The 25,086-nt window shown below is 68.7% G+C and carries 24 protein-coding genes and 1 pseudogene; 16 read left to right on the top strand and 9 right to left on the bottom strand.

The window, feature by feature from the left end:
- A pseudogene (locus VJ655_RS13095) lies at window positions 1-134 on the top strand (hypothetical protein); the annotation flags it as partial.
- A 134-nt stretch (window positions 135-268) separates the two neighbouring features.
- Window positions 269-847, top strand: coding sequence for a hypothetical protein (locus VJ655_RS13100; protein WP_324111736.1), 579 nt, complete (start codon window positions 269-271; stop codon window positions 845-847).
- 311 nt (window positions 848-1,158) lie between these two features.
- Here VJ655_RS13100 and rpmB read toward each other — a convergent pair whose 3' ends face one another.
- Window positions 1,159-1,458, bottom strand: coding sequence for a 50S ribosomal protein L28 (rpmB, locus tag VJ655_RS13105; RefSeq protein ID WP_066684724.1), 300 nt, complete (start codon window positions 1,456-1,458; stop codon window positions 1,159-1,161).
- A gap of 253 nt (window positions 1,459-1,711) precedes the next feature.
- On the opposite strand from rpmB, the gene VJ655_RS13110 reads away from it, so the two are divergent.
- A complete protein-coding gene (locus tag VJ655_RS13110) occupies window positions 1,712-2,167 on the top strand; it encodes a DUF3617 domain-containing protein (RefSeq protein ID WP_324111739.1) in 456 nt (151 codons plus the stop codon).
- A 158-nt stretch (window positions 2,168-2,325) separates the two neighbouring features.
- Here VJ655_RS13110 and VJ655_RS13115 read toward each other — a convergent pair whose 3' ends face one another.
- On the bottom strand, window positions 2,326-2,901 hold the full coding sequence (locus VJ655_RS13115) for a methylated-DNA--[protein]-cysteine S-methyltransferase (protein ID WP_324111741.1): 576 nt from the start codon (window positions 2,899-2,901) through the stop codon (window positions 2,326-2,328).
- A gap of 78 nt (window positions 2,902-2,979) precedes the next feature.
- On the opposite strand from VJ655_RS13115, the gene VJ655_RS13120 reads away from it, so the two are divergent.
- The 4 genes from VJ655_RS13120 to VJ655_RS13135 all read left to right on the top strand — a co-directional run bounded on the left by VJ655_RS13120 (window position 2,980) and on the right by VJ655_RS13135 (window position 8,111).
- Entirely contained in the window at window positions 2,980-4,614 is a 1,635-nt protein-coding gene (locus tag VJ655_RS13120; protein ID WP_324111743.1) for an amidohydrolase, read from the top strand.
- 127 nt (window positions 4,615-4,741) lie between these two features.
- The gene (locus VJ655_RS13125) at window positions 4,742-5,104 is read left to right on the top strand and encodes a CZB domain-containing protein (protein ID WP_324111745.1); all 363 of its coding nucleotides are present in this window, start codon (window positions 4,742-4,744) and stop codon (window positions 5,102-5,104) included.
- Window positions 5,105-5,181: 77 nt separating this feature from the next.
- Window positions 5,182-7,740: a helicase-related protein gene (locus VJ655_RS13130; protein WP_324111748.1), complete on the top strand. Its 2,559-nt coding sequence runs from the start codon at window positions 5,182-5,184 to the stop codon at window positions 7,738-7,740.
- Window positions 7,741-7,760: 20 nt separating this feature from the next.
- Window positions 7,761-8,111, top strand: a complete 351-nt coding sequence (locus VJ655_RS13135; protein WP_324111846.1) for an RNA-binding S4 domain-containing protein — start codon at window positions 7,761-7,763, stop codon at window positions 8,109-8,111.
- Window positions 8,112-8,160: 49 nt separating this feature from the next.
- On the opposite strand, the gene VJ655_RS13140 is transcribed toward VJ655_RS13135, so the two are convergent.
- Window positions 8,161-10,239, bottom strand: a complete 2,079-nt coding sequence (locus VJ655_RS13140; RefSeq protein ID WP_324111749.1) for a putative bifunctional diguanylate cyclase/phosphodiesterase — start codon at window positions 10,237-10,239, stop codon at window positions 8,161-8,163.
- A 239-nt stretch (window positions 10,240-10,478) separates the two neighbouring features.
- Between VJ655_RS13140 and fdxA the strand changes: the two genes are divergently transcribed.
- The 6 genes from fdxA to VJ655_RS13170 all read left to right on the top strand — a co-directional run bounded on the left by fdxA (window position 10,479) and on the right by VJ655_RS13170 (window position 16,138).
- Window positions 10,479-10,820 carry a ferredoxin FdxA gene (gene fdxA, locus VJ655_RS13145; RefSeq protein WP_099443031.1) on the top strand — a complete coding sequence of 114 codons (342 nt, stop codon included), beginning with the start codon at window positions 10,479-10,481 and terminating at the stop codon, window positions 10,818-10,820.
- Between the two features lie 353 nt (window positions 10,821-11,173).
- Window positions 11,174-11,677: a CarD family transcriptional regulator gene (locus VJ655_RS13150; RefSeq protein WP_125155284.1), complete on the top strand. Its 504-nt coding sequence runs from the start codon at window positions 11,174-11,176 to the stop codon at window positions 11,675-11,677.
- 210 nt (window positions 11,678-11,887) lie between these two features.
- Window positions 11,888-13,153, top strand: a complete 1,266-nt coding sequence (locus tag VJ655_RS13155) for a serine hydrolase domain-containing protein (protein WP_324111752.1) — start codon at window positions 11,888-11,890, stop codon at window positions 13,151-13,153.
- Window positions 13,154-13,181: 28 nt separating this feature from the next.
- A complete protein-coding gene (locus VJ655_RS13160) occupies window positions 13,182-14,471 on the top strand; it encodes a DUF5690 family protein (protein ID WP_324111754.1) in 1,290 nt (429 codons plus the stop codon).
- The gene (gene nhaA / locus VJ655_RS13165; RefSeq protein ID WP_414646980.1) at window positions 14,468-15,670 is read left to right on the top strand and encodes a Na+/H+ antiporter NhaA; all 1,203 of its coding nucleotides are present in this window, start codon (window positions 14,468-14,470) and stop codon (window positions 15,668-15,670) included. The genes VJ655_RS13160 and nhaA overlap by 4 nt, the downstream gene beginning before the upstream one ends.
- Window positions 15,671-15,730: 60 nt before the next feature.
- Window positions 15,731-16,138 carry a DUF6491 family protein gene (locus VJ655_RS13170; RefSeq protein ID WP_324111758.1) on the top strand — a complete coding sequence of 136 codons (408 nt, stop codon included), beginning with the start codon at window positions 15,731-15,733 and terminating at the stop codon, window positions 16,136-16,138.
- A 16-nt stretch (window positions 16,139-16,154) separates the two neighbouring features.
- Here the strand turns inward: VJ655_RS13170 and VJ655_RS13175 are convergent, their stop codons facing one another.
- The 3 genes from VJ655_RS13175 to VJ655_RS13185 are packed head-to-tail and all read right to left on the bottom strand — an operon-like array spanning window position 16,155 to window position 19,151.
- Window positions 16,155-17,207 (bottom strand): M12 family metallopeptidase, encoded by a 1,053-nt coding sequence (locus VJ655_RS13175; RefSeq protein WP_324111760.1) that lies wholly within the window; start codon window positions 17,205-17,207, stop codon window positions 16,155-16,157.
- Between the two features lies 1 nt (window position 17,208).
- Complete coding sequence (locus VJ655_RS13180) at window positions 17,209-18,588, bottom strand: hypothetical protein (protein WP_324111762.1); 1,380 nt, start codon at window positions 18,586-18,588, stop codon at window positions 17,209-17,211.
- Between the two features lie 44 nt (window positions 18,589-18,632).
- Entirely contained in the window at window positions 18,633-19,151 is a 519-nt protein-coding gene (locus tag VJ655_RS13185) for a hypothetical protein (RefSeq protein ID WP_324111764.1), read from the bottom strand.
- Between the two features lie 199 nt (window positions 19,152-19,350).
- Here VJ655_RS13185 and VJ655_RS13190 point away from each other — a divergent pair, with 199 nt between their 5' ends.
- The 3 genes from VJ655_RS13190 to VJ655_RS13200 all read left to right on the top strand — a co-directional run bounded on the left by VJ655_RS13190 (window position 19,351) and on the right by VJ655_RS13200 (window position 23,333).
- Window positions 19,351-21,096: a TIR domain-containing protein gene (locus VJ655_RS13190; RefSeq protein WP_324111766.1), complete on the top strand. Its 1,746-nt coding sequence runs from the start codon at window positions 19,351-19,353 to the stop codon at window positions 21,094-21,096.
- Window positions 21,093-21,725, top strand: a complete 633-nt coding sequence (locus VJ655_RS13195) for a nucleotide synthetase (RefSeq protein WP_324111768.1) — start codon at window positions 21,093-21,095, stop codon at window positions 21,723-21,725. The genes VJ655_RS13190 and VJ655_RS13195 overlap by 4 nt, the downstream gene beginning before the upstream one ends.
- Before the next feature lie 75 nt (window positions 21,726-21,800).
- The gene (locus tag VJ655_RS13200; RefSeq protein WP_324111770.1) at window positions 21,801-23,333 is read left to right on the top strand and encodes a tetratricopeptide repeat-containing protein; all 1,533 of its coding nucleotides are present in this window, start codon (window positions 21,801-21,803) and stop codon (window positions 23,331-23,333) included.
- Window positions 23,334-23,339: 6 nt separating this feature from the next.
- Here VJ655_RS13200 and VJ655_RS13205 read toward each other — a convergent pair whose 3' ends face one another.
- From VJ655_RS13205 to VJ655_RS13215, 3 genes are all read right to left on the bottom strand, one after another.
- Window positions 23,340-24,008, bottom strand: coding sequence for a Crp/Fnr family transcriptional regulator (locus VJ655_RS13205; protein ID WP_324111772.1), 669 nt, complete (start codon window positions 24,006-24,008; stop codon window positions 23,340-23,342).
- Between the two features lie 84 nt (window positions 24,009-24,092).
- Complete coding sequence (locus VJ655_RS13210; RefSeq protein WP_324111774.1) at window positions 24,093-24,461, bottom strand: hypothetical protein; 369 nt, start codon at window positions 24,459-24,461, stop codon at window positions 24,093-24,095.
- A 228-nt stretch (window positions 24,462-24,689) separates the two neighbouring features.
- On the bottom strand, window positions 24,690-24,890 hold the full coding sequence (locus VJ655_RS13215) for a hypothetical protein (RefSeq protein WP_324111776.1): 201 nt from the start codon (window positions 24,888-24,890) through the stop codon (window positions 24,690-24,692).
- Between the last annotated feature and the right edge of the window lie 196 nt (window positions 24,891-25,086).

The raw sequence follows: 25,086 nt of genomic DNA on the forward strand, positions 1-25,086 counted from the left end.
AAGCCCTCGCCGGCTATCTGTATCCGGCCTGCATCCGCGCTTCGGTCAATGACGCCGTGGCCAAGATCAACAACCCGGCCCTGAACGCCTACAACGCCGCCAACCCGGCCTCGAGCGCCGTCGTCGCGCGCTAAGCGACAAGGCTTTCAGTACCAAGCGTAACAGTACCCGCGTTCCAGTACCCGCTTACAGTACAAGCTTCCAAACCCGCCGCGGCTCAGTCGCGGCGGGTTTTGCTTTTGGGGGCTGGGAGGACGGCTTTCGACCCTTGGCTGACACTACCCAGGTCAGCTATCGAGGAGCACAACCTGGGGGCAGCATGAGCTTTGAGAAACGCGTCGCTTCGGTCCACCCCGCGCTATTGACCACTATCGCCATCGCCGGGTCGCTTTTCTTTGGCGTGTTTACGTCGAAAGTCGACGACCCATTTGCCTATCGCGCACTGGTCGCCATCGCCTTCTTCGCCTTCATTGCTCTAGGCTTTCTCTGGTTCTGGTCCATCTATGCCCTCGCAACTTCGCGGCTTGGTGTGCCTGCCAGCTGGAGCATTGCTTTCGTCTTGACGCCCCTCGTCCTGGCAGCATGCAAGCTGCTTTTCGGAGACGATGCTGCGAGCAATGAAAACCTCCCGAGTATGGCGTTGCGGTTCGCTGGCGGCGTCTTGTTTATCGGTTGCGTCTGGAAGGCGGCAGAAGCCTTTGAAATCGCCCTTTGCGGCAAAGGTGTTTCTGTTAGAAAGGTTGCGGGAACCGCAACCCTCTTCTTCTCTATCGTTGGCGCATGGACGCTGCGAGAGAGAATTTTGACGCTAGTCGCTCGTTCCGCAGATACGGCGCAAGAAGCCTAAGTCCGCTCACCACCCTTCTGTGAAGCTGGCTGCGTCGGCTTCCGAGCGTCCAGCGCGATGGCGTTGGTCTAGGTTCGAGGCGTCGGCTATCCAGTCGGCGGCGTCCGCGACCCACCTATAGGGCGCCCAGTGGGAGGGCTTGGGATTCTCCGGCAAGCGGTGAAACCTCTCCCCTCCCACGCCTCCGGCGGCGGGCCCCGCCCTCGGCAGAGATCGTTGCCAAAGCGCGTCACGCCCAATCCACGACGAAAAGCCCGCCGGGAGCGATCCCGGCGGGCCTTCGAATTCTTCAGCCTTGAACCGAAAGCCGCTTAGGCGGCTTGGGCGGCGGCCTTGGCCTTGGCCTTGACCTGGGCCTTGATCTTCAGGGCGCGCGGCGACAGCTGCTCGTCCTTGGCGCCCAGCAGGAACACGTCCAGGCCGCCCTTGAAGTCCAGGGTGCGCAGGGCGGCGTTGCTGATGCGCAGCTTGAAGCTCTGGCCCAGCGACTCCGACTGGAGCGTGGCGGGCGACAGAGCCGGCAGGAAGCGGCGCTTGGTCTTGATGTTCGAGTGGCTCACATTGTGGCCGACCATCGGACCGATACCGGTAAGTTCGCAACGGCGCGACATGGTGGTTACCTTGGCTTGGGCGAAGCCACCTGACCCGTAAGAGCCCGGCCCCGCTAAGATATGAATTCGGACGCACGATCCGAAGAGGTCGGCCGCGCGAGAGCGGGCGATATAGGCGAAGGCCCGCCCCCGAGTCAAGGCTGTCTGGCCATCGCCGTTCGCGGTCGCGAAGGAACCAAGCGCCTCGCGGCCGCCTTCAAGCACGGTTCATCCGGCTCTCTATATATGGAGCCGCATGAAGGAGACCCGTCGTATGCGTCCACTCGCCCTCGCCGCTTCCGCCCTGGCCCTTGCCGTCGCCCTCCCGCTGGCCGCCAGCCAGGCCCGTCCAACCGCGGCCGCGTCGGCGCGCACGATCCTGCCGGGTCACTGGGAGTACGACTACCGGATCGGCCCGATCCCGGCCGGCGGCGAAAGCAAGTGCCTCAAGCCCGCCGACGTCGAGCAGTTCTCGCGCGGCATCTGCACCCGCAAGTACCGCTGCGACTACACCACCAACGTCGTTTCCAACGGCAAGATTCGGCTGAAGGGCACCTGGACCGACAAGAAGGACCGCGTGGCCCCGGTGACGGCCGACGGCGCCTACACGCCCGAGAGCTTCAAGCTGAACATCCACATGAAGACCATCAACGGCCTGCCCCTGGCCGGGGTGATGACCGCCAAGCGCGTGTCGGCCGAATGTCCGGCCGAGCTGACCGCGTCGAAATAGCCGCCGCGCGTTCCGTCCATTTGTGGTTAACGCGTTTTGAGCTACAATAGCTTGTAGGGAACAAAAACTGAATCGGCGAACGTCGCTGATTCGGTCATGATTCGTTTCGCCCCTGTTCGGATAAGCGTTAGCGCGCGTTAAGGGGTGCGGCGGAGCCCCTATCCCCCGCGCGGCGGGGCGACGGAAAACTCCAGGTCGAACAGGGTCGGGACCGCGTTGGTCCGCGCTCGCTCCAAGGTCAGCAGCCGCGCCTTGGTCTCCGCGCCGCCCGGCGCGGAGAAACCGCCCATGCCGCCGGAAGACGCCAGCACCCGGTGGCAGGGAACCACGATCGGCCAGGGGTTCTCGCCCAGCGCCTTGCCCACCGCGCGCGCCGCGCCGGGCTCGCCCATGGCCCTGGCCACCTCGCCATAGGTCGAGGTCTCGCCCGGGGCGATGGCGCGGGCGATCTCATAGACCCGCAGGTTGAAGGCCGGCTGGCCGTCGAGGTCGAGGACCACGTCGGCCAGATCGTCCCGGCCGCCGGCCAGCAGATCCTGGATCCGCCCGATGACCGCCTCGACTTCCGGCGGGGGGTCCATTTCGATCGTTCCGGGAAAGCGGCGGCGCAGTCGCGCCCAGGCCGCGCCCGGCGAGCTTTCCGGCAACTGCACGCCGATCAGGCCGCGTTCGCCCCAGGCGAGGCCGCAGCGACCGATGGATGCGTCGAAAAGGGCGAAACCCTGGGCGGTCATGTCGAAAAAATAGCAGGCCTGTTGCCGCTGACGAGGGGTCGCCCTTACGATTTCCGGAACTTGCTCTGGAGATCACCCTTGCGCCGCCTCGTTCTGACCGCCTTGCTGGCCGCCACGGCTCCCCTCGCGACGGCGAAGGCCGGCGACCTGCTGATCCACGGCGGCCCTATCCATACAGGGGTCGAGGCCGCGCCGACCGCCCAGGCGGTGCTGATCCGCGACGACAAGATCCTGTTCGTCGGCGATCTGGCCGCCGCCAAGGCCAAGGCGGCCAAGGGTGTCCGCGACATCGACCTGAAGGGCGCGGCGGCCTATCCGGGCTTCGTCGACGCCCACGCCCATCTGACGGGGATCGGCCTGCGCGAGCTGACCCTGAACCTCGACCAGGTGAAGTCCGTCGCCGAACTGGCCGCGGCCGTGAAAACCTACGCCGCCGCCCATCCCGAGGGCGCGATCTACGGCCGCGGCTGGATCGAAACCCACTGGCCCGAGAAGCGCTTTCCCAACAGGGCCGACCTGGACGCCGCCGCGCCGGGGCGGATCGTGGTGCTGGGCCGCTCGGACGGCCACGCCAGCGTCGCCTCCAGCGCCGCCCTCGCCAAGGCGGGGATCACCGCCGCCACCGCCGCGCCCGCCGGCGGCCAGATCCTGAAGGGCGCGGACGGCCAGCCGGACGGCATGCTGATCGACCACGCCCAGTCGCTGGTGGAGGGCGTCATCCCGCCGCCCAGCGAAGCGCTTAAGCGGCAGGCCTTGCGCAAGGCCGGCGAACTCTACGCCTCGCGCGGCTGGACGGGCCTCGACAACATGAGCGTCATGGAGGGCGACCTGGCCCTGCTGCGCGACGAGGCCGCCAAGGGAGCCTTCCACATCCGCGTCGACAACTACATGGATCCCAGCGGCGCGGCCGAGGTGCTGGCCAAGGGTCCGTCAACCGACCCGACCGGCCTGATCCGGGTGCGCGGCATCAAGCTCTACATGGACGGCGCCCTGGGTTCGCGCGGCGCGGCCCTGCTCGAACCCTATAGCGACGCCGAGGGGCTTGGATTGCAGTTGACCCCACGCGACCAGGGTCTGGACCTGATGAAGAAGGCCAAGGCCGTCGGCGCCCAGGTGGCCATGCACGCCATCGGCGACCGCGGCAACCGCATGACGCTCGACTGGTTCGAAGAGGCGCTCGCGGGCGACACCGCCGCCCGCTGGCGGATCGAGCACTCGCAGATCGTCGCCGACACCGACGTGCCGCGCTTCGCCAGGCTGGGCGTGATCGCTTCGATGCAGCCCAGCCACGCGATCGGCGACCTCTATTTCGCCCCCGCGCGCCTGGGCAAGGACCGCCTGCACGAGGGCTATCGCTGGAAGGATTTCCTCGACGCCGGCGTGGTCGTGGCCGCCGGCTCGGACGCCCCCGTCGAGGTGGGTGATCCGCGCATCGAGTTCTACGCCGCCGTCTATCGCCACTCGCTGGACGGTTTCGCCAACGCCGACTGGCATCTGGAGGAGGCCGTCACCCGCGCCCAGGCCCTGAAGATGCTGACCCTGGCGCCCGCCTACGCCGTGTTCCGCGAAAAGGAGCTGGGCACGCTGGAGGCCGGCAAGAAGGCCGACGTCACCGCGTTCGACAAGGACCTGATGACCGTTGAACCCAAGGACATCCTGACGGCCCAGCCGGTGCTGACCGTGGTGAACGGAAAGGTGGCGTTCGCGCGGTGAAACGCGTCATCCACAGGCGCCGCCCCGGACGTCCACATCTTGCTGGTCGTTAAGGATTCCCACTCACGCTTTGGAAACCAGGCTTTTCAAAAATGGGGACGGATGGGGGCCAACCCTAGGGTTAGTCATGGACTTTACTGAAGAGACACACGCGCACGCCCAGGTCTGCGATCACCTGCTCGAAGCCGTCGGCGACAAGACGACCGTCGATGCGGCCACGATCCGCTCCGACCGGCACTGCAACACCGGCCGTTGGTTGTTCGGCCCCACCCAGCAACGGTGGGCCGGCAATCACACCTACCTCAACTGCGTGGAAGCGCACCGCGAGTTCCACCAGGCCGCCGGAGAGGTCGCCGAGTTGATCAACCGCGGCGAATACGCCGAGGCCAACCGCCGCCTTCGCAACGGCAGCCGCCTGGCCATGGCCACCTCCGGCCTGAACACCGCCTTCCGCCGGATGCGGTTGGCGATGGAAGCGGTCACGGCGTAGCCGGCCGTCGGGAGCGCGAGGGGGGCGCAGGCACGCTGGCGCTTGCCCCCCTTCGATTCCCACCCCACCTTCGGGCCATGAGCGACCGTTCGACGGGCCTTGCCCCCTCCAAGCTCACCGCGGTCTTGGGACCCACCAACACCGGCAAGACGCACCTGGCCGTCGAGCGGATGCTGGCGCATGCCTCGGGCATGATCGGCCTGCCGCTGCGCCTGTTGGCGCGCGAGATTTACGACCGCGTGGTCAAGCTGCGCGGCAAAGCAGCCGTCGCGTTGATCACCGGCGAGGAGAAGATCGTCCCGGCGCGGGCGGCCTATTTCGTCTGCACGGTCGAGGCCATGCCCCTGGCCCGCGAGGTCGAGTTCCTGGCCGTCGACGAGATCCAGCTCTGCGCCGATCCCGAGCGCGGTCACATCTTCACCCACCGCCTGCTGCACGCGCGCGGCAAGTTCGAGACCATGTTCCTGGGCGCCGGGACCATGGCGCCGCTGGTGCGCCGCCTGCTGCCGGACGCCGAGATCGTCTCGCGCGAGCGGTTCTCCAACCTCTCCTACGCCGGCTCCAAGAAGCTGACCCGCCTGCCCCGGCGCACGGCGATCGTCGCCTTCTCCACCGACGCGGTCTACGCCATCGCCGAGCTGATCCGCCGGCAGAGGGGCGGGGCGGCCGTGGTCATGGGTAGCTTGAGCCCCCGCACCCGAAACGCCCAGGTCGCGCTCTACCAGTCCGGCGAAGTCGACTTCCTGGTGGCCACCGACGCGATCGGCATGGGCCTGAACATGGACGTCGACCACGTGGCCTTCGCGGGGCTGCGCAAGTTCGACGGCAAGCGCACGCGCTGGCTCTATCCGCAGGAGGTCGGCCAGATCGCCGGCCGCGCGGGTCGCTATACCCGCGACGGCACCTTCGGCGTGACCGGCGACTGCGAGGAGATCGACGAGGACCTGGTCGAGGCGGTCGAGAGCCACACCTTCGAACCGATCGTCGCCGCCGAATGGCGCAACGCGCGGCTGGACTTCGGCTCGCTGCCCGGCCTGCTGCGCTCGCTGGCCGAAACGCCCAAGCGCAATGGCCTGTCGCTGTCGCAGGAGGCCCTGGACGAGCGCACCCTGCGGGCCCTGGCCAAGCAGGAAGACGTGGTCGCCCGCTGCAAGGCCGACCGCTCGGCCCTGCTGCGTCTGTGGGACGTCTGCCAGACGCCGGACTTCCGCAAGACCACCGACGACGACCATCAGCGCATGGCGCGCACCCTGTTCGACGACCTGACCACCGGCCGCAAGCGCCTGCCCGAGGATTGGGTGGGCGGCCAGTACAAGGCCCTGGACCGCGTCGACGGCGAGATCGACAGCCTGGCCGCGAGGCTGTCGGGCGTTCGCACGCTCAGCTACATCGCCAACCGGCCCGACTGGGTGGCCAATCCCGCTCACTGGCAGGGGCTGACCCGCCAGCTGGAGGACCGGATCAGCGACACCCTGCACGAAAAGCTGATGGCTCGGTTCATCGACCGACGCACCAGCGTCCTGATGAAGCAACTGGGCGAGCGCGAGACGCTGTATGCCGGCGTCGGTCAGGACGGCGAGGTGACGGTCGAGGGCCACGTGGTCGGCCACCTCTCGGGCGTGGCCTTCACCCCCGCCAAGGCGAGTTCGCCACTGGAAGAAAAGGCCCTGCGCAACGCCGCCCAGCGGGCGGTGGGCCCCGAGATCGCCCGGCGCCTGGGCGTCCTGGCCAGCGAGGCCGACGACGCCTTCGCCCTCACCCCCGACGGGACGATCCTGTGGCGCGGCGAGGCGGCCGGGGCCGTGCGCCGCGACCTGCCCTTGCTGTCACCCCGCGCACGTCTGTTGGGCGAGCTTGGCCCCGGCGCGGTGCGCGAGCGCGCCGAGCGGCGGCTGGACGCCTTCCTCGCCTCGGAGGTCGATCGGCACCTGGCGCCGCTGCGCAAGCTGGAGCGCGCCCTGGCCGGCGGAGAGCTTCGCGGCCTGCCGCGCGGCATCGCCCACCGCCTGCTGGAGGCGGGCGGGGTGCTGGACAAGCGCCCGGTCGATCCAGAGCTGAAGGCCCTGAGCCAGGCCGAGCGGCGCACGCTGAAGAGCCTGGGCGTCAGGATCGGGGCGTTCAGCCTCTATTGCCCCGGCGTGTTGAAGGCCGAGGCCGTCGCCTGCGCGCGAGCGCTGAATCCGACCGGCTGGCGCGGGGCGCTGACCACCCTGGAGCCTCTGCCTTCACCGCCGCCCTCGCCCCGGGAGCTCGCCGCCAGCGGCCTGCGCGCCGTCGCCGGCTTCAGCGTTCCGGTCGAGGCGCTGGAGATTCTGGACGGCCTGCTGCGCGCGGAGCAGCAGCACGGCGGCGTGGTGTTGACAGACAAGGCGCTGGAGACGCTGGGCTGGACGGCCAAGCAGGCCTCGACCGTGCTGCGGGCGCTCGACTACACCCCGGCGATCCGGGCCAAGCCCGACCAGCCGATCGTCTGGAAGCGTCGTGGCGCGGCCAAGCTTGACCAGAAGCCGGTCAAGGCGCGCCCGGATTCGCCGTTCGCGGCGCTCGCCAAACTGACTGAACCGCCGCCTCCGCCGGCGCGCCGCAAGCGTCCCCGCCGCCGCAAACTCGCCGCCCCACGGAAAGTCGCGTCGTGAGCGAGGCGACGCCAACTCCCCTGGGCGACGCCGTGCGAGCGGATGTCTGGCTGTGGCGCGCCCGCTTCTTCAAGACCCGCTCGCTGGCCGCCAGGTTCGTCGATGAAGGCCGCATCCGCCTGACCCGCACCGGCGCCGAGAGTCGGATCGACAAGCCGTCGCGAACGGTCAAGCCGGGCGACGTGCTGGTGTTCGGCCTGGCCGGCCGGCTGATCGCGGTGCGCGTGCTGGACTGCGGCGAACGCCGTGGCCCGGCCAGCGAGGCAAGGGGGCTGTACGAGGCGGTGGAGGGTAGCGCCGAAGATCCTCCCCCGCTTGGGGGAGGTGGCCCGGAGGGCCGGAGGGGGCCAGCTGGACATGGGCCGTGTTAGCCCCCTCAGTCGCTCCGCGACAGCTCCCCCGCATCACGGGGGAGCATCTTCAGCCCTCGAACCCCTCCAGAAACCCCGCCACCTCGACCGCCGGCATCGGCCGGCCGAAGTGGAAGCCTTGGATCTGGTCGCAGCCGTGGCGGGCCAGGGCGGCCAGCTGGTCGGGGTCCTCGACGCCTTCGGCGACGACCTTCATGCCCATCGAGGAGCCCAGGGTGATCACCGCCTTGACGATCGCCTCGTCCTCGACGTTCTGGACGAACGACTTGTCGATCTTCAGCCGGTCGATCGGGAACTGGCGCAGGTTGGCCAGCGAAGCGTAGCCGGTGCCGAAGTCGTCCAGGGCGATCATCACCCCGGCCTCGTGCAGCCGCCGGACATTGTCGCTGACCAGGTCCGAGCCCCAGCCCATATAGACGTTCTCGGTGACCTCGATGGTCAGGCGCTCGCACGGCACGCCCCAGCGCGCCAGTCGTTCCTGGATCTCCTCGGCCAGGCGGCCGCTGCGGAACTGGGCGGCCGAGATGTTGACCGCCACGCGGCCGAACTCGACGCCCTGGTCCAGCCAGGCGCGCATCTGGCGCAAGGCCTGCTCCAGGGCCAGGTCGCCCAGGCGCAGCGACAAGTCCTGGTCCTCGAAGGCGACCATGAAATGGGACGGCGCCAGCACGCCCTGCTCGGGGTGGACCCAACGCATCAGGGCCTCGAAGCCGGCGACCCGGTTCTCTCGGATATCGACCACCGGCTGGTAGAACAGGATGAACTCGTCGCCCGCCAGGGCCGCGCGGATGTCGCGCAGCAACTCGACGCGCCGCTCGACCTCCGACCGCATCGACGGCTCGAACACGATGCTGCGATTGCGGCCCGACTCCTTGGCCCGGTAGAGGGCGATGTCGGCGTTCTTGATCATGTGCTCGGGGTCGGCGTCCGGGTCGCCGTGCAGGGCCGCGCCAATGCTGGCGCTGGCGGTGAAGCTGCGCCCGCCGTGCTCGATGGGACGGCGCAGCAGTTCCTGCAGGGTCTGGATCGGCCGCATCATGTCGGCCTCGCCGTGCAGGCCGCGCAGGATCACCGCGAACTCATCGCCGCCCAGCCGCGCGACCGTGTCGCCCGAGCGGAACGCGCGCTGCAGCATGCCCGCCAAGCGCTTGAGCAAGGCGTCACCGGCGTCGTGCCCAAGGGTGTCGTTGATGTCCTTGAAGTGATCGACGTCGATCATGATCAGGCCGAACATCTCGCCCAGCGTCTCGGACGCCGTCACCGCCTCCTGGAAGCGATGCTGGAACAGGGCGCGGTTGGGCAGGCCCGTCAGCGGGTCCTTGAAGGCCAGGGTCTCGATAGCCTCGGTCTGGCGGCGGCGGTCGGTGATGTCCTTGAACAGGTTGACCAGCTTCTCGGGCTGCCCGTCCTTGTCGACGAAGACCTTGCCGACGGCGCGGATCCAGGTCTCGACCCCGTCGTCGCGGTTGAGGCGGAACTCGAACACCCGCGCCTCGCCGATCCGCCGCGAGGCGATGACGTCGGCGCATTGCTGGCGGTCGTCCGGATGGACGATCTCCAGCGGATCCTCCTTGAACACGCACCACTTCCGCAGGCCGGGCGCGGTGTCGGAGAAGAACATCTCGCCGGTGCGCAGGTCGTATTCGCGCACAAGGAGGTCATCCAGCTCCAGCGCCATCTTCAGGCGCTGCTCGTCGCGCTCGGCGCGCAGGACGCTCTCGGCGTAGCCGGTCACGTCGCGGACAGTGACCATCACCGCATAGAGGCCCTCGTCGTCGCGACAGGCGCTGAATTCGGTGCGCCATACCCGCCGCTCGCCGTCGTCGGCCAGGGAGGGCAGGTAGCGGGAGAAATCCGCTCCCTCCTGCGCGCAGGCCAGCAGCGCCGCCCGGTCCGCGGGCGCGACCAGCCCGCTGGCGTCGGCGCCGATCAGGAGAGCGGGCGCGACGGCCTGGGCCGTCCAGGCGCGGCTGACGGCGACCAGGGTCAGGTCGCGATCCAGCAGGGCCGCGGCGAACGGCGCCTCGCGCGCGAACGCGCCGAACGCCAGCGCGCGCGCCCTCGCGGAGGCGTGCGCCTGGCTTCCGACCTCGATGCCGTGCGTGACCGCCAAGGCGTCAATCTTCATTAAGTCGGCTTTCCGACGTTGTTTTTATTGGACGTTTCAGGGACCGCATACTCGCGGTCGTTCAATAAGAAATGGTTCCCAACCGGCGCTGGCGGCGTCCAGGCGACTTTGGGGAGCGGGCGCCCTGGCCACGCCATCAGAATTCCTGGACCCCTACGCGATCACGCCGCATTGACAAGCCGGCCCCAGACTTCGAAAACGCCCGCGCCTAACTCCGTCCGACCTCATTCGAGTTTTCGATGACCTACATCGTCACCGACGCCTGCGTTCGCTGCAAGTTCATGGACTGCGTGGAAGTTTGCCCGGTCGATTGCTTCTATGAAGGCGAGAACTTCCTCGTCATCAATCCCGACGAATGCATCGACTGCGGCGTCTGCGAACCGGAGTGCCCGGTCGACGCCATCAAGCCCGACACCGAGGACGAGGCCGACGGCAAGTGGCTGCGCGTCAACGCCGACTACGCCAAGGTCTGGCCCAACATCACGGTCAAGGGTGTCCCGCCGGAAGACCGCGAACAGTTCGAGCGCGAGACCGGCAAGTTCGAGAAGTACTTCAGCGAGAAGCCCGGCAAGGGCTCCTGACCCCACCGCGATTTCTAGAGGCCGAACGCCCGCCGACACGCGAAAGCTTGGCGGCGCGATCCCGCATGCCTGGACGCAACCCTTTCTTCCGGCTGAATTTTATGCTATTGTCGCAGTCGACGTGACGGTTGCGGCCCATCGCGACTGTCCGTCTTGTCGAAGTAGCCGGCTCCAGAAGTCAATTTTGGCCGGCTCGCCTGATCCGAAGGCGAAGGGTGTCTTAGAGGTCTATTCCAAATCCTGACAGGCTTGGCCCCGCGACCAGTATTTCCGCGGAGCGGGAAGCTGTCGCCTTTGGCTTGGAAGTTAAGACTGTGTTCGGACCCGGCGGGTCCGCATTGATGAGGACGAACATGAGCAAGAGCGGTCTGGAATTCTCGGTCAGCGACCACGTCGTTTACCCCGCGCACGGCGTTGGCACCATTCAGGCGGTCGAGACCCAGGAAGTGGCCGGTATGTCGCTCGAAGTCTACGTCATCACCTTCGACCACGAGAAAATGACCCTCCGGGTCCCGACCAAGAAGGCCAAGACGGCCGGCCTGCGCCCTCTGGCCGAAGGCGGCACCGTCTCCCAAGCCCTGACCACCCTGAAGGGCCGCGCCCGCGTGAAGCGCACCATGTGGTCGCGTCGCGCCCAGGAATACGAAGCCAAGATCAACTCGGGCGACCTGATCTCGATCGCCGAGGTGGTCCGCGACCTGCACCGCGCCGAGAACCAGCCGGAACAATCCTATTCGGAACGCCAGCTGTATGAATCGGCCCTGGACCGCATGGCCCGCGAAGTGGCCGCCATCGAGCGCATCGACCGCGAAGCCGCGATCGGCATCCTGACCAAGTCGCTGGTCAAGGCCGCCTGATCCCAATCTTCCGGGTTCGCGGACACGAAAACGCCCCTCGCCTCACGAGGGGCGTTTTTATTTGGCTGGCTGGCCTTGGCGATCCGGGGCGAGCAAGCCCATAAGGAGGCGCGCCGCGTAACCCGTATTCGAGAGTGATCGCCCTTGCCGATCCAGGACCAGCCTCCCGCTCCCCAGATCCCGGCCCCTAAGCCGTCGCGTCTGAAATGGATGGCCGCCGGAGCCCTGGGCTTGACGCTGCTGGGCGTGGCGCTCGCGGTCCAGTTCAAGGCCTCTCCCCCGAAGATCGCCCTCGCCGCCACCCCCATTCCAGTCGCCTTGCCGACGGAGCCCGCCGACTGGCGCGGGCGCATCGACTATCGCTCCCTCGACGCGCGCCTGGCGGCCATGACCGCCGACCATTCGATGGAAGGCCTGGCGGTCGCCGTGGTCGAGGATGGCCGGCTGTCGTTCGTGCGTGGCTATGGCCTGACCTCGGCCCAGGACGGCGAGCCCGTCGACGCCCACACCGTATTCCGCTGGGCCTCGCTGTCGAAGACGGTGTCGGGAACCCTGACCGCCAGGCTGGCGGCCGACGGCCTGCTGTCGCTGTCGGATCCGCTGGAGGTCTTCCACACCAGTCTGCGCCTGCCGCGCGACGCCCAGCGCGGCCTGACCGTCGAGCAATTGCTGTCGCAACGAACGGGCCTGCCCAAGAACGCCTACGACGACCGGCTGGAGGATGGCCAGGACCCTGTCGCGATCCGCCACGCCCTCGGCGAGGTACCCGTCGCTTGCGCGCCGGGCGTCTGCCACACCTACCAGAACATCGCCTACGACACGATCACCGAGGTCATCGGCGTCCGCACCGGCGAGCGCTACGACCAGACGGTGATGCGCCGCCTGTTCGCGCCGCTGGGCATGACTGGCGCCACGATCGGCTCGGGCGGACTGATCCACGCTCGCCACTGGGCGCGCCCACATCGCGAGGGCCGGGTGCTGACCTTGTCTGAGGCCTATTACCGCCTGCCTTCCGCCGCCGGGGTCAACTCGACCATCGTCGATCTGGCGACCTGGATGCAGGCGCAGATGGGGCTGCGGCCCGACGTGCTGCCCGCCCCGGTCCTGGACGCGGTGCAGCGCCCGCGCGTCGCCACCGCCAGTCCCTATGGCCGCCTGCCGATCGCGCGCGAGCTGAAGCATGCCGGCTATGGCCTGGGCATGCGCAGCTTCACCTATAAGGGCCACAGGCTGATCGGCCACAGCGGCGGCGTCTCGGGCTATCGCTCGACCATGATGTTCGACCCGGCGACCCGCACGGGCATCGTCATGCTGTGGAACAGCGACGCGGGCCTGCCCTTCCGCTTCCAGGCCGAGTTCTTCGACCGCGCCTATGGCCTGCCCTACACCGACTGGCTGGACCTCAAGGACACGTCCGCGTCCCGCGTGGCCGACGCCCGCCGTCTTCGATTGCCCGCGACGAACGAAGCGGGCTAGCTGAAGGCCGCGCAGCCGGAGATTTCGCATGGACGCAACGGCCCAGGCCCCTTCGCCAGGCGGCGCGGTGACACGTTTCCTCGCCTCGGCCCCGCCCTGGGTGTTCGCGCTCTACGGTGGCCTGTCCTCGTTCGCCGTCTATTTCGCCATGTTCGGCTATCGCAAGCCGTTCACGGCCGCCGCCTACGCTCATGAGGCCGGCTGGCCCTTCGCCTTCGACTTCAAGATCGCCCTCGTCATCGCCCAGGTGGCCGGTTACGCCACGGCCAAGTTCATCGGGGTCAAGGTGATCTCCGAGATGCGAGCCAGCCGCCGCGCGGTGGCGATCCTGGCCCTGATCGCCGGGGCGGAGCTGTCGCTGCTGCTGTTCGGCGCCGTTCCCGCCGTCGCCGGCCCCTTGGCGCTCTATCTCAACGGCCTGTGCCTGGGGATGATCTGGGGCCTGGTGTTCGGCTTCCTCGAGGGCCGACGCCTGACCGAGGTGCTGGGCGCCATGCTGTGCGCCAGCTTCATCCTGTCCTCGGGCGTGGCCAAGTCGGTCGGCAAGACGCTGCTGCTGTCGAACGTCGACGAGCGCTGGATGCCGGCCGTCTCCGGCCTGATCTTCGCGCCGCTGATGCTGGTGGCCGTCGCCGCCCTGGCCCAGTTGCCGCCGCCCAACGCCGCCGACGAGGCCGAGCGCGTGCGCCGCGCGCCGATGGACGCCAAGGACCGGGCCGCCCTGTTCGCCGCCCACGCCCCCGCCCTGATCCTGCTGATCGCGGTCTATGTGATCCTGACGGCGTTCCGCGACTTCCGCGACAACTTCTCGGCCGAGATCTGGGCCGAGCTCGGCTTCAAGAACGCCGCCTCGATCTTCACCCTGTCGGAGCTGCCGGTGGCGGCGATCGTGCTGATCGGCCTGGCCGCGCTGATGGGGGTCAAGGACAACCGCCGGGCCGTGGCGTTCAACCTCGGCTTCGTGGCCCTGGGCTTTGCCCTGCTCGGCGCCTCGACCCTGGCCTACCAGCTGGGCGTCCTGCCGCCGGTCTGGTGGATGATCCTGGCCGGGGCCGGCCTCTACATGGGCTACACCCCATTCAACGCCATGCTGTTCGACCGCATGATCGCCGCGACCGGCAAGGTCGGCACGGCCGGCTTTCTGATCTATGTCGCCGACTCGTTCGGCTATATCGGCAGCATCTCCCTGCTGCTGGTGAAGTCGTTCACCCGGCTGGACGTCGAATGGGGCCAGTTCCTGGCGGGCGGCGCCTACGTCGCCTGCGGCCTGGGCCTGATCGGCCTGTTCTTCGCCAACCGCTTTCTGAAGAGCCTCTGACCATGGCGCTGCGCGCGATCAGCCTTCGAGCCCGCCAGGCGCTGGTCCAGTTCCTGGAGAACGAGGCGGCCGGCGGCTACGTACTGATGGCCGCCGCGGCCCTGGCCCTGGTCGTGGCCAACTCGCCTCTGGCCCCGGGCTATTTCAAGGCGCTGGAGATCCATCTCGGCTTTGCGCTGGGGCCCGTCCATCTGGACGAGAGCGTCCTGCACTGGATCAACGACGGACTGATGGCCCTGTTCTTCTTGCTGGTGGGCCTGGAGATCAAGCGCGAGGTGCTGGACGGCCAGCTGTCGCGGCCCGCCGACGTGCTGCTGCCCGGCGCCGCGGCTCTTGGCGGGGTCGCGCTGCCGGCGCTGATCTATCTGACGTTCAACCTGCGCCACCCCGACAGCGTCGCCGGCTGGGCCATCCCCTCGGCCACGGACATCGCCTTCGCCCTGGGGGTTCTGGCCCTGATGGGCCCGCGGGTCCCGACCTCGCTCAAGATCTTCCTGACCGCCATCGCGATCATGGACGATCTGGCGGCGATCGTGATCATCGCCCTGTTCTACACCGAGCAGCTGCACCTGCTGGCCCTGGCCGGGGCCGGCGCGGTGCTGACGCTGCTGGTGGTTCTGAACCGCCTGCGGGTGCTGAGCCTGTGGCCCTATCTGCTGCTGGGCCTCGTCCTGTGGTTCCTGGTGTTGGAGTCGGGGATCCACGCCACCCTGGCCGGCGTCGCCCTGGCCCTGACCATCCCGCTACGCGCCGACGACCGCTGCCCGCTGCATCGGCTGGAGCACGCCCTGCACAAGCCGGTCGCTTTCGGGGTGACGCCGATCTTCGGCTTCGCCAACGCCGGCCTGTCCTTCGCGGGCGTCGGCCTCGCCGCCCTGCTGGACCCCGTACCTCTGGGCGTGGCGCTCGGCCTCTTCCTCGGCAAGCAGCTGGGGGTCTTCGGCGTCGCCTTCGGCCTGATCCGCCTGGGCTGGGCGCGTCCGCCGGCCGGGGCCTCGCTGGCCCAGCTCTATGGCGTTGCGGTCCTGTGCGGCGTCGGTTTCACCATGAGTCTGTTCATCGGCGGCCTGGCGTTCGGCGAACCGAAGCTGATCGACGAGACCAAGATCGGCGTCCTGGCCGGCTCGCTGGCCTCGGCCCTTCTGGGCCTTGTGATCCTGCGCCTGGCCAAGCCCGCGTGCGCCCACAAGGACGCTTGAGCCGGCCGCGCTTTGGCGCGAGGATATCGATGGCGGGTGTTTTTCTGGAGTTCGACGACCATGCGTCACCTGATCGGTTTCGCCGCGCTTTGCGCGTTGTCCCTCGCCTCGCCGGCGTTCGCCCAATCACCGGACAAGGCCCCCGAAAAGACCCCCAACAAGATCGAGGCCAAGCCCGAGCGAACCTGTTTCCGCGCCGAGGACGTGGACGGCTTTAACGCCGTCGACAAGCAGACCGTCGATGTCTCGGTCGGGGTGAAGGACGTCTATCGCCTGACCCTGTTCTCGCCCTCGCCCGACATCGACTGGACCCTGCGCATCGGGATCGAGGCGCGGGGGAGTTCGTGGATCTGCTCGGGCCTGGACGCCACCATCATCGTGCCGGGGCCGATCGGGATCCAGCGCTATCCCGTGACCGCGATCCGCAAGCTCTCGCCCGACGAGATCAAGGCCCGCAAGAAGCGCTGAACCCCTTCGGCTCGGCTTACTGAAGCAGCAGGCCCAGCGGCTCGCCGCCGTCCGCATAGGCCACCCGGGTGCGGATGACGTAGCGCTGGCCGTCGATCAGCTTGGCGCGGATGGCCGCGTTGTCGGACGTGCCCGCATCGTCGGCCGAGGCCAGATGGCGGGGCTCGCCGTTGCGCTCCTCGAACAGCACGATGCGCGCATCCGACGCCCCCAGGGTCTGGATCGTGTAGTCGCGCGTGGCGTCGGGCTGGAAGACGAAGTCACGCTGCGCGCCCGCCGCCGCCGGCAGGGGCGTCACCGACATGGCCGCGATCGGAGCCGCCGGCGCCAGGGCCGGATACCAGTGACCAGCCCAGGTCCGGTCGGTGGGCGACAGCACGATATTCTCGCCCACGCCGGTGACGTCATAGGGCGCCGGCGCCTTGATCAGCCCTTTGCGGAACGGATAGTGCATGACCGAAGCCGGATCCCAGGCCGAGCCGTCGACACTGTTGGACGGCAGCTTGGCGATGATGTTGTCGTAGGTCGTCTTGCGGTCCCAGCCGTCGCTGGCCAGGTGGTGGGCATAGACCGCCTCCTCGTCCCAGACGATGCCGGCCAGCGGGTTCTGGTGCTCGTGCTCCAGGCCCAGGGCGTGGCCGATCTCGTGCAGGGCGGTGGCGCCGCCCCACGCCGTCGTCAGGTCCCAGCCGAAGTTCATGTTGCGGTCGCGATCGCGGTTCTTGAGGATCGCCGTGCCCACCCACGACCAGCTGCCGTCGCCTTGCCAGCGGCCAATCAGGATCTCGGCCTCGCTCTCCTTGGGCTCCTCGCGGAAGGTCAGGCCGGGGGCCACGGTCTTCCATTGGGCGAAGGCGGCGCGCACCACGGCCTTCTGCGCCTCGGGCCAGTTCCAGTCCTCGCGGACGACGAAGCAGTAGCGCAGCACTGTTCCGTTCATCCACTTGTTGTCGCTGCGCCGGATGGCGAAGGCGCGCCCGGGGGCCAGGTCGGCCGGCAACGGACGGGCCATCGACGGCGGCTGGGCGCACATCGGCCTATCCTCGGCCGAAGTTCTTTGCTCGGACATCTCAATTTCCTCCGTTTACGGATTGATCGATGGTCGCCTCGGCCGGGCAAGCCGAACCGCCGGCCGCCAGGATCTCGCGGCAGGCGCGCAGGCGGTTCAGCGTCTGTTGGGTGGTGAGCGCGTCGATCTCGGACTTCTGGCGCGCCGTCGTGGAATTGGCGGCGGCGAAGGCGGCAGCCTGCTCGGCCGCGCCCGCCAGGCCGGCGGCGATCGTCTCTGCCCGCGCTTTCGCGGTCCAGCTGGCCTCGGAGGTCCGGCCGAACTTGTCGAGGCTCAGGTTCACGTCGCGGTCCCCGCCCTTCAGGTCGAGAAACTCGACGACGCCCCATTGCGGCATGGGCAGGGTTTTGGCGGCCGTGGCCAGAACCTTCCCGCCACCGGCGCCGGACTTGGGCGCCATGAACCCGGCCTCGACAGCGACATAGACCGGACGCGGCAGGCAGACGCCGAGAACGCTCTTCTCGTCCTTCCCGGCCGGCGCGAGCTTCTGCCTGCAGATCTCGGCCTGGGCCGTCTCGGTCGAAGGGGGGGTCACGCCGGCAGGCGGCGTGACGGTCCACTCGACCTCGAACACCCGGGGCGGGCTATTCTCGGCCAGCCAAGGCAGGTCTTGCTTGTCCAGGTCCAGCGTCGCCTGGGCGGTGTATGTGCGCTTGCCGCTGGACCCGACAGGTCCCTCCTTCAGGTCGGCGAGCTTCAACCTCTTCGAGATGTCGGCGTGGAGGATTCCGGCGCGCAACGTGGACCGCTCGGTCAGCAGGCGATCGATCGCCTTGTTCTGAGCGCTGGCGGCGGCAGGATCAGCGGGAATCGCCTTATCCCGCCATTCCTTGAGTCGGGCGTCGATCTTCTCGATACGCCTCAGCGCGTCCATCGCCTCCGGCGAACAGGCGGGTAGCTTCTGGGCGGCGGGCTCGTCGCCCCGGCTTGGTGTGAACGCCGGCCCAACGCCCGCCGCGGCGCCGACGACCTGAGCGGCGAATTTGATCGCATCGCCGACGATCGCGCCCAGGCGGTTCTCGTTGCTGCTGCCCAGGGTGGCGATGGCGCCGGTGTCATGCAGGGTGAGCTTCAGCTGGCGCTTGATAATGCTGCTTTTCAGCTGTCTCGTGGTCAGCGGAAACTCCGCATTCGATCCGGCCGCCTCGCCCACCACGGCCATTTCGGCGTCCACGGAGGGATCATCGGCGCAAGACTTCAGCGTCAGCGAGATCTTCGCCGACACGGCCGTCTCCGGCAGCTTATAGCGGATCAGTTCGAAATTGGGCGCATGTACGCAGGCGGCGGTCGGGCACGCCAGCATGAGCGTCATTGGCCAGGCCGCGCCGCGCGCCAGCGCGCGAAGACGGGAGCCTGACCCGCTCTTGGATCGATTGGGCATGATGATCTCCTGTTTGAAGGAAGTTCGGACTGAGGGGCGACGCCTCACGCCGGGGCGTCGAGGCCAAAGACGCGGTCGGCGAGGGCCAGCAGGCCGGAGACCACGATGGCGGCCAGACCGACCAGTTCGCCCCAGGCCGTCATCCACGCCTCGGGCAGCACGCCCTTGATCGACAGGGCCCAGACGAGAAAGGCGATGGTCGCGGCGGTCGGCGGCCAGGGATGGGGCGTGAACGGCGCGGGCGGCTGACCGGTGGCGCGCTCGGCTTCTCGCTGTTTGGCGTAGGCCAGGGCCAGATACATGACCGGAGTCAGGACGGCGAAGCCGGCATAGAGCCACAGACCCAATCGTTCCGGCGGATGCGTCATGGTCGCGACCGCGGCGATCCCGGCCAGGAACAGGGTGATGGTCTCCGCCGGCAGATAGCGGGACAGGGCTTCGAACACGTCGCCCTTCTCGCCCGCGGGGGGCGGACCGGGCGGTTGACCACCGCCTGGGGCATGAGCCGGGCCGCGGATGGAGCGATTGTCGGCGTGGCGACGGGCGAGACTGTTGAGGCTCATCGTTCCTCTCCATGTCAGGTCGCAAGAGCGCGACGGTGAGCGGAATACGGTCACGCTAGGCCCGCGGCGGGGCGTCGCCGCGTGACGGCCGTCACGCGCTGAGAGAGAAGAGCCCACTCCGTGCACGATGACGTTGTGCCCGCGTGCGGTGTCTGCCAGTCTCCGTTCGGGGAACCTTGGTTTTTAGGCGAGGGGCGCCATGGACGCGGATCAGCCCGCGGCGGCGCGCTATTGGGCGTTCGTCAGCTATAGTCACAGGGACGCGGCGCGCGGCCGGCGGCTGCATGGGCGCCTGGAGCGCTATGTCCTCCCGCGGCGCCTCGTCGGCCGGATCACGCCGCGCGGCCGCACGCCTCGCCGCCTGGCGCCGATCTTCCGCGATCGCGAGGAGTTTCCCGCCGCGCACGACCTCAGCACCGAGGTGCGCGCGGCGCTTTCGGTCTCCAACGCCCTCATCGTGATCTGCTCGCCCAACGCGGCCGCCTCGCCCTGGGTGGCGCGCGAGATCGAGCTGTTCCGCGCCCTGCACCCGGACCGGCCGATCCTGGCGGCCCTGATCGCGGGAGAACCGGACACGGCCTTCCCCGCTCCGTTGCGCGACCACGCCGAACCCCTGGCCGCCGACTTCCGCCCGGCCGGCGACGGCGAGCGGCTGGCCCTGCTGAAGCTGGTCGCGGGCATGGCCGGCGTCGGGCTGGACGAACTGATCCAACGCGATGCGCAACGTCGTCTGAGGTCCGTGACGGCCGTCACGGCGCTGTCCCTGTCGGCGGTGCTAGCCATGGGTCTGCTTACGGCCTTCGCCCTGAGCGCCCGGGACGAGGCCCAGCGACAGCGGGGCCTGGCCCTGGCGGCTCTGGACGAGGCGCGGACCCAGAGGACGCTGGCCCTGAACGCCCGCGACGAAGCGCAACGGCAAAGGGCCTCGGCCCTGCGGGCGCGCGACGAAGCCCGGCGTCAGCGCGCCGTCGCGCTCGACGCCCGCGCCGAGGCCGAGGACCAACGACTGGAAGCCATGGCGATGGTGGAGTTCATGCTGACCGATCTGGGCGACAAGTTGAAAGGCAGCGAACGGCTGGCGGTGCGCAGCGCCGTCAACCAGCGCGCGCTCGACTACTACGCCGGTCAGCGCCGACTGCCCCCGGCCGCGACAGCCCAGCTCGCCCGGCTGCAAACCGCCCGGGGCGCGATCTTCGAAGAGAGCGGCGATCTGGATGCGGCGATGATGAAGTTCGCTCAGTCCTTCAGGACCACCACGCGCCTCAGCGAGGCGGCGCCGAAGAACGCGGCCTACGTCTTCAACCACGCCCAGAACGAGGCCTATGCGAGCAAGGTGGCGTTCATCCGCGCGGACTGGAAGACGGCCCAGGCCGGCTACCGGCGCTACAACGCCCTGGCCGAACGCCTGATCGCGCTCCGGCCCGACAATCTCGATTACCGCCGGGAGATCGGCTACGCGCAGGGCAACCTTTGCTCGGTGGCCTTGCGGATGCGCGACACGCCCGCGGCGCTGGACTATTGCGGCCGGGCGCTGCGGACGATGCGCGACATCGAGGACCGCACGGTCGAGTTGCGGCGCACCGCCGCGTCCGACGTCGCCAATCGTCATGCCTGGATGGCCGACGTCCGCCAACGCCAGGGCGACCTGACCGGCGCCATGGCCGAGCGGGAGGCGCAGGAGAAGATCCTCGCCGCCCTCCTGGCCGAGCGCCCCAAGGACCTGGACACCCGCGCCGACTGGATCGCCCTACAGCAGGGCTTGGCCAGCCTCGCCTACGCCGCCGGAGATCGCGCCGGCGCCCTCAAGCGCCTGAACGACGTGCGACCGACGGCCGTCACCCTCCTGGAGGACGACACCGACCGGCAGCGCGCCAAGAAGCTGCTGGCCCAGATCGACGCCAGACTCACCTACTTCAACCAACAAGCGAAGGAAGATCGGAAATGAGCAATCCAACCCGCCTTCTCAGCCAAGAGAATAAGTTCGGCAGGATTTCGGGCAACAGGCCCGTCGATTTTAACCCCAAGAAGGTCTTCCATGTCTTTCTGACCATGGATCTATCCAAACCGGGAGACTTACAGTTCAACGTCCTGCAGCCGCAGGGGAGCCCTTTCAAATATAAAAGCGATAAAGAACTCGAAGCTTATGCTCTCGGCGCATACGAACATGGCAAATCCTCGCCGGTTCAATTTCTTCCGAATACGCAATACGATATCGTCGTCAGCGAACAATGCTGGATTATTCTACAACTTGATCCAAGTATTGAAAATTGGCAGTTCGCACTCGGTGAATTCGGCTGCACGACAAAGAGCGACACAAACGATCGCAACTGCTACCTGCGTCATGTCTATCCTGGACAACTGGGCAAACCAGGCGATCCCGTCGACAGGAACGGATGCCAGGTTCTCTACTTCGGCGTCTTTCGGCGCGGGGCGCGCGACTCCAACGACGCCAACGACCTGCCGAGCGAACTCTTCAACTTCCACACCGAGTTCCTCCAAGCCGCCCTTGGCGCGCGCCTGCCGGTGATCTTCGACCCGGACATCAAGAACGACGCCGACAACAACTTTCCCTAGCCCGCATCGCCCCCGGAAGCCGCGAGGCTTCCGGGACGTTTTGCTCCATGCGTTCCAGTTCCAGCGAGTACCGGCTTGTCCCAATCTTCTCCGCTCGTCGACATCATGGCCCTCGCCCGGACGGGCGCGGTCGAGGAGGCCTGGCGGCTGTTTGGCGAATCCGGCCTGGCCGCCGCCCAGGATCCCGCCGCCCTCACGCTGAAAGGGCGGCTGCTGAAGGACCGCGCGCGGACGGCGCGAGGCCAGGCGCGTCGCGACCTGTTCGTCGAGGCCGCGGCCGCCTATCGCCAGGCGGCGCAACGGGGCCAGGGCGCCTACGCCTTGATCAACGCCGCCACCCTGTCCCTGCTGGCGGGGGAGATCGAGGCGGCGCGCGCCAACGCCCTGGCCGCCCTCGATGCGCCTGACAACGACACGCCCTACTATCAGGGCGCGACGCGGGCCGAGGCCCTGCTCGTCCTTGGACGGACGGACGAGGCGAAGGCCGCGCTGACCGAGGCGGTGTCGCGCGCGCCTCGCGCCTGGGAAGACCACGCCGTCACCCTGCGGCAGTTCCGCCTGATCCTGACCGAACAGGGCCAGGGCGACGACTGGCTCTCGGTGCTGACCCCGCCCCGCGCCTTGCACTTCACTGGCCACATGGCCCTGTCGGCCGACGAAGGCCTGGCCGGCCGTATCGCCGACGTGCTTGGCCAGGAGAAGGTGGCGTTCGGCTACGGCGCGATCGCCGCCGGCGCCGACATCCTGATCGCCGAGGCCCTGGTCGAGGCCGGCGCGGCGCTGCACGTGGTGTTGCCGACCAACGCCGAAGTGTTCCGCGAGCGGTCCGTCCGTCCGTGGGGCGAGGCCTGGGTGGCGCGCTACGACCGGCTTCTGGTCCTGGCCGACAGCGTGCAGGCGACCACCCCCGACCTGGCGCGGGTCTCGCGAGACGCGATCGCCCTGGCCGACGAGACCGCGATGGGGATGACGGTGCTCAAGGCCGCCAGCCTGGCCGGCGAAGCCCTGCAATTGGCCATGCTGGATCCCGAGCGCCCCGACGCCAGCGGATCGGCCGCCGCGCGCTGGCGAGGCGCCGGCCGCCGCCAGCAGCTGATCGAGGTTCGTCGCCTGCCGCCCGCCCAAGGCGCGGACGAGCCGACGCCTCCAGAACGGGCGCCGACCGCCCTGCTGGGCTGCGCGCTGGACCTGCCCCTGGACGCCGATCCGACAGAAGCCCTCGCCACGCTGTCGCGTGTCCTCGCCGCCGCGCCCGCCGGCGTCGCCGCGCCCGCCTGGACCGGCCGCCAATTGCTGCTCGCCTACGCCACGCCCGGCCAGGCGGCCCAGGCGGCGGCCGCCTTGCGCGCGGCGCTGGGCCCACGGGCTCGGCTGGCGGGCGCCCATGGTCTGGCGCGGCTGGCGGCCAGCCCCGTCGGCCACGGGACCATCGCCATCGGTCGGGGGGCCGAGATCGTGACCGCCTATCTCGCGGTGACGCCGCCCGGCGCGGTCTATCTGGACCTGCCGTTCGCCGCCGCCCTCTGCGTCGACGCCCCGCCGGACCTAGTCGGCAAGATCATGAACCTGACCGGCGACGCCCTGGGTCCCTACGCCCTTCGCCCCTAGCGCCCCCTATTCGATCAGGCCTTCCAATCGCTTGGGCGCGACGATGATCAAGGCCTGGGCGGTGCGCCTGATCACCCCTCGCCGCTCCAGCGCGCTGACCGCGCGCGACACGGTCTCGCGCGTCGTCTGCAGGTCCAGCGCCAGGGCCGCCAGGACGGGCGGAGGGCTGATGGTCCAGTTGTGGGGTTCGGCGCGCCGCAGCAGCTCGGCATGGATCCGGCCCACGGCGCTCAGGGTGTTGCGGTCGATGATGCGCTCGGTCGACCCCCGCAGTCGGGCCAGCAACATCCGCGACAGGGCCAGGCCCACGCAGCTGTGACGCTCCAGCAGGCGCAGGAAGTCCAGGGCCGCGAACACCGCCGCGCGGGCCGTCTCCAGCGCGGTCACCTCGGTCTCGCTGCGCGCGCCGGGCTGCACGGTGGCGCCGAACAGGTCTCCGGGCGCGTAGTCGTAAAGCAGGATCGCGTTTCCGGTCCGCCCCACGGCGGCGGCGCGCGCCCGGCCCAGGGTCAGCAGGTAGGTCTCGGCGCAACGGTCGCCCTGGCGGATGATCACCCCGCCCGGCTGATAGGCGCGCTCGACCGCCGCCGCGGCGATGCCGCCGGCCACGTCCTCCGGACAGTGGAAGACCTCCCGCGCGAAGGCGGCCAATGCGGACTGATGAGCAGACGACATCCAACGCCCCCCGCGTCGACCCTCGCCAGCATGGCACGAGCCGCCAAGCGCGGACAACCGGCTCGCGGACCCGTCGCCCCTGGCTTATTGCGGCCGATCCCGCAGGGCTTCGACAATCACCCGGTTGGCGGTTTCACAGCGGCTCTCCCCGAACTGGCGCTCGATCCTCGGCAGGGCCTTGAAGCGGACCTCCAGCTCGGCGGCGGCCGCCTGGGCCCGCCCCGCGGCCTGGCGCGACTCGGCCAGGCGCTCGCGAGTCTGGGCCAGTTCGGCCAGAATACCGTCGCGGTCGGCGGAAAGGTCGGCCATCTCGCGCCTCACCCGCGCCAGCCGCGCCCGCAGGCGAAGCAGCCGCGTCGCCAGCCACGCCACCACCGCCGGCAAACCGATCGACAGGATCTGGGCCGCGAGGATCACGGCGGGGGTGTCGGTCAGGCTCAGCGGGACGACCATGTCTTTCTCTACATCCGGGATTAGCGGGCGACGCTGTGAAGACCCGAGCGGCCGCGCCGCCCAGGTCCTCCACGACGGACGTCCAGTCGTCCTGAAGACGCTGGAGTCCGTCGACTTGCCGCCCCAATTTCCCCACCGGGGCGACAACCTCTTGAAACAACACTTGCTGGCGCGAGCGCGCGGCGGCGAACGGGTCCGGCGCCGGGTCGCGCGCCGAACGGCAGCGGATTACGCCCTCAAGCCGCTGGGCTGTCGGCCGTCGTCGATCGTGGCCAGGGCGAAATCCAAGACCTCGCCGATCACCCCGGACAGACTGTCTTCGGCCACGCCCTGTTCGCGAGCCCAGATCTTAAGGGCGTGGCGAAGGAAGGTCGTGCCGGCCTCCGGCGCGCGCCCGGCTTCGGCCATGGCGAAATCGTTCACGGACATGGCGCGGCTCCTGCTCGGTTCGGGACGCGGGGTCCCTTGGGAGATTTGAAAAGTGGACCCGGCCGGCGGTGACCGGGCCCCAGTTCGGTTCACGCGGCCGGAAGCTCTGGGTCAGGAACTGGCTCATCGCGTCCGGTCGACGCCTGAACCATGTGTGGTGAAGCTGTTTTTGGATGTGCCGATTTTCACATCAAGA

It is taken from the genome of Caulobacter sp. (genome assembly GCF_035254145.1).
Taxonomy (GTDB): Bacteria; Pseudomonadota; Alphaproteobacteria; order Caulobacterales; family Caulobacteraceae; genus Caulobacter.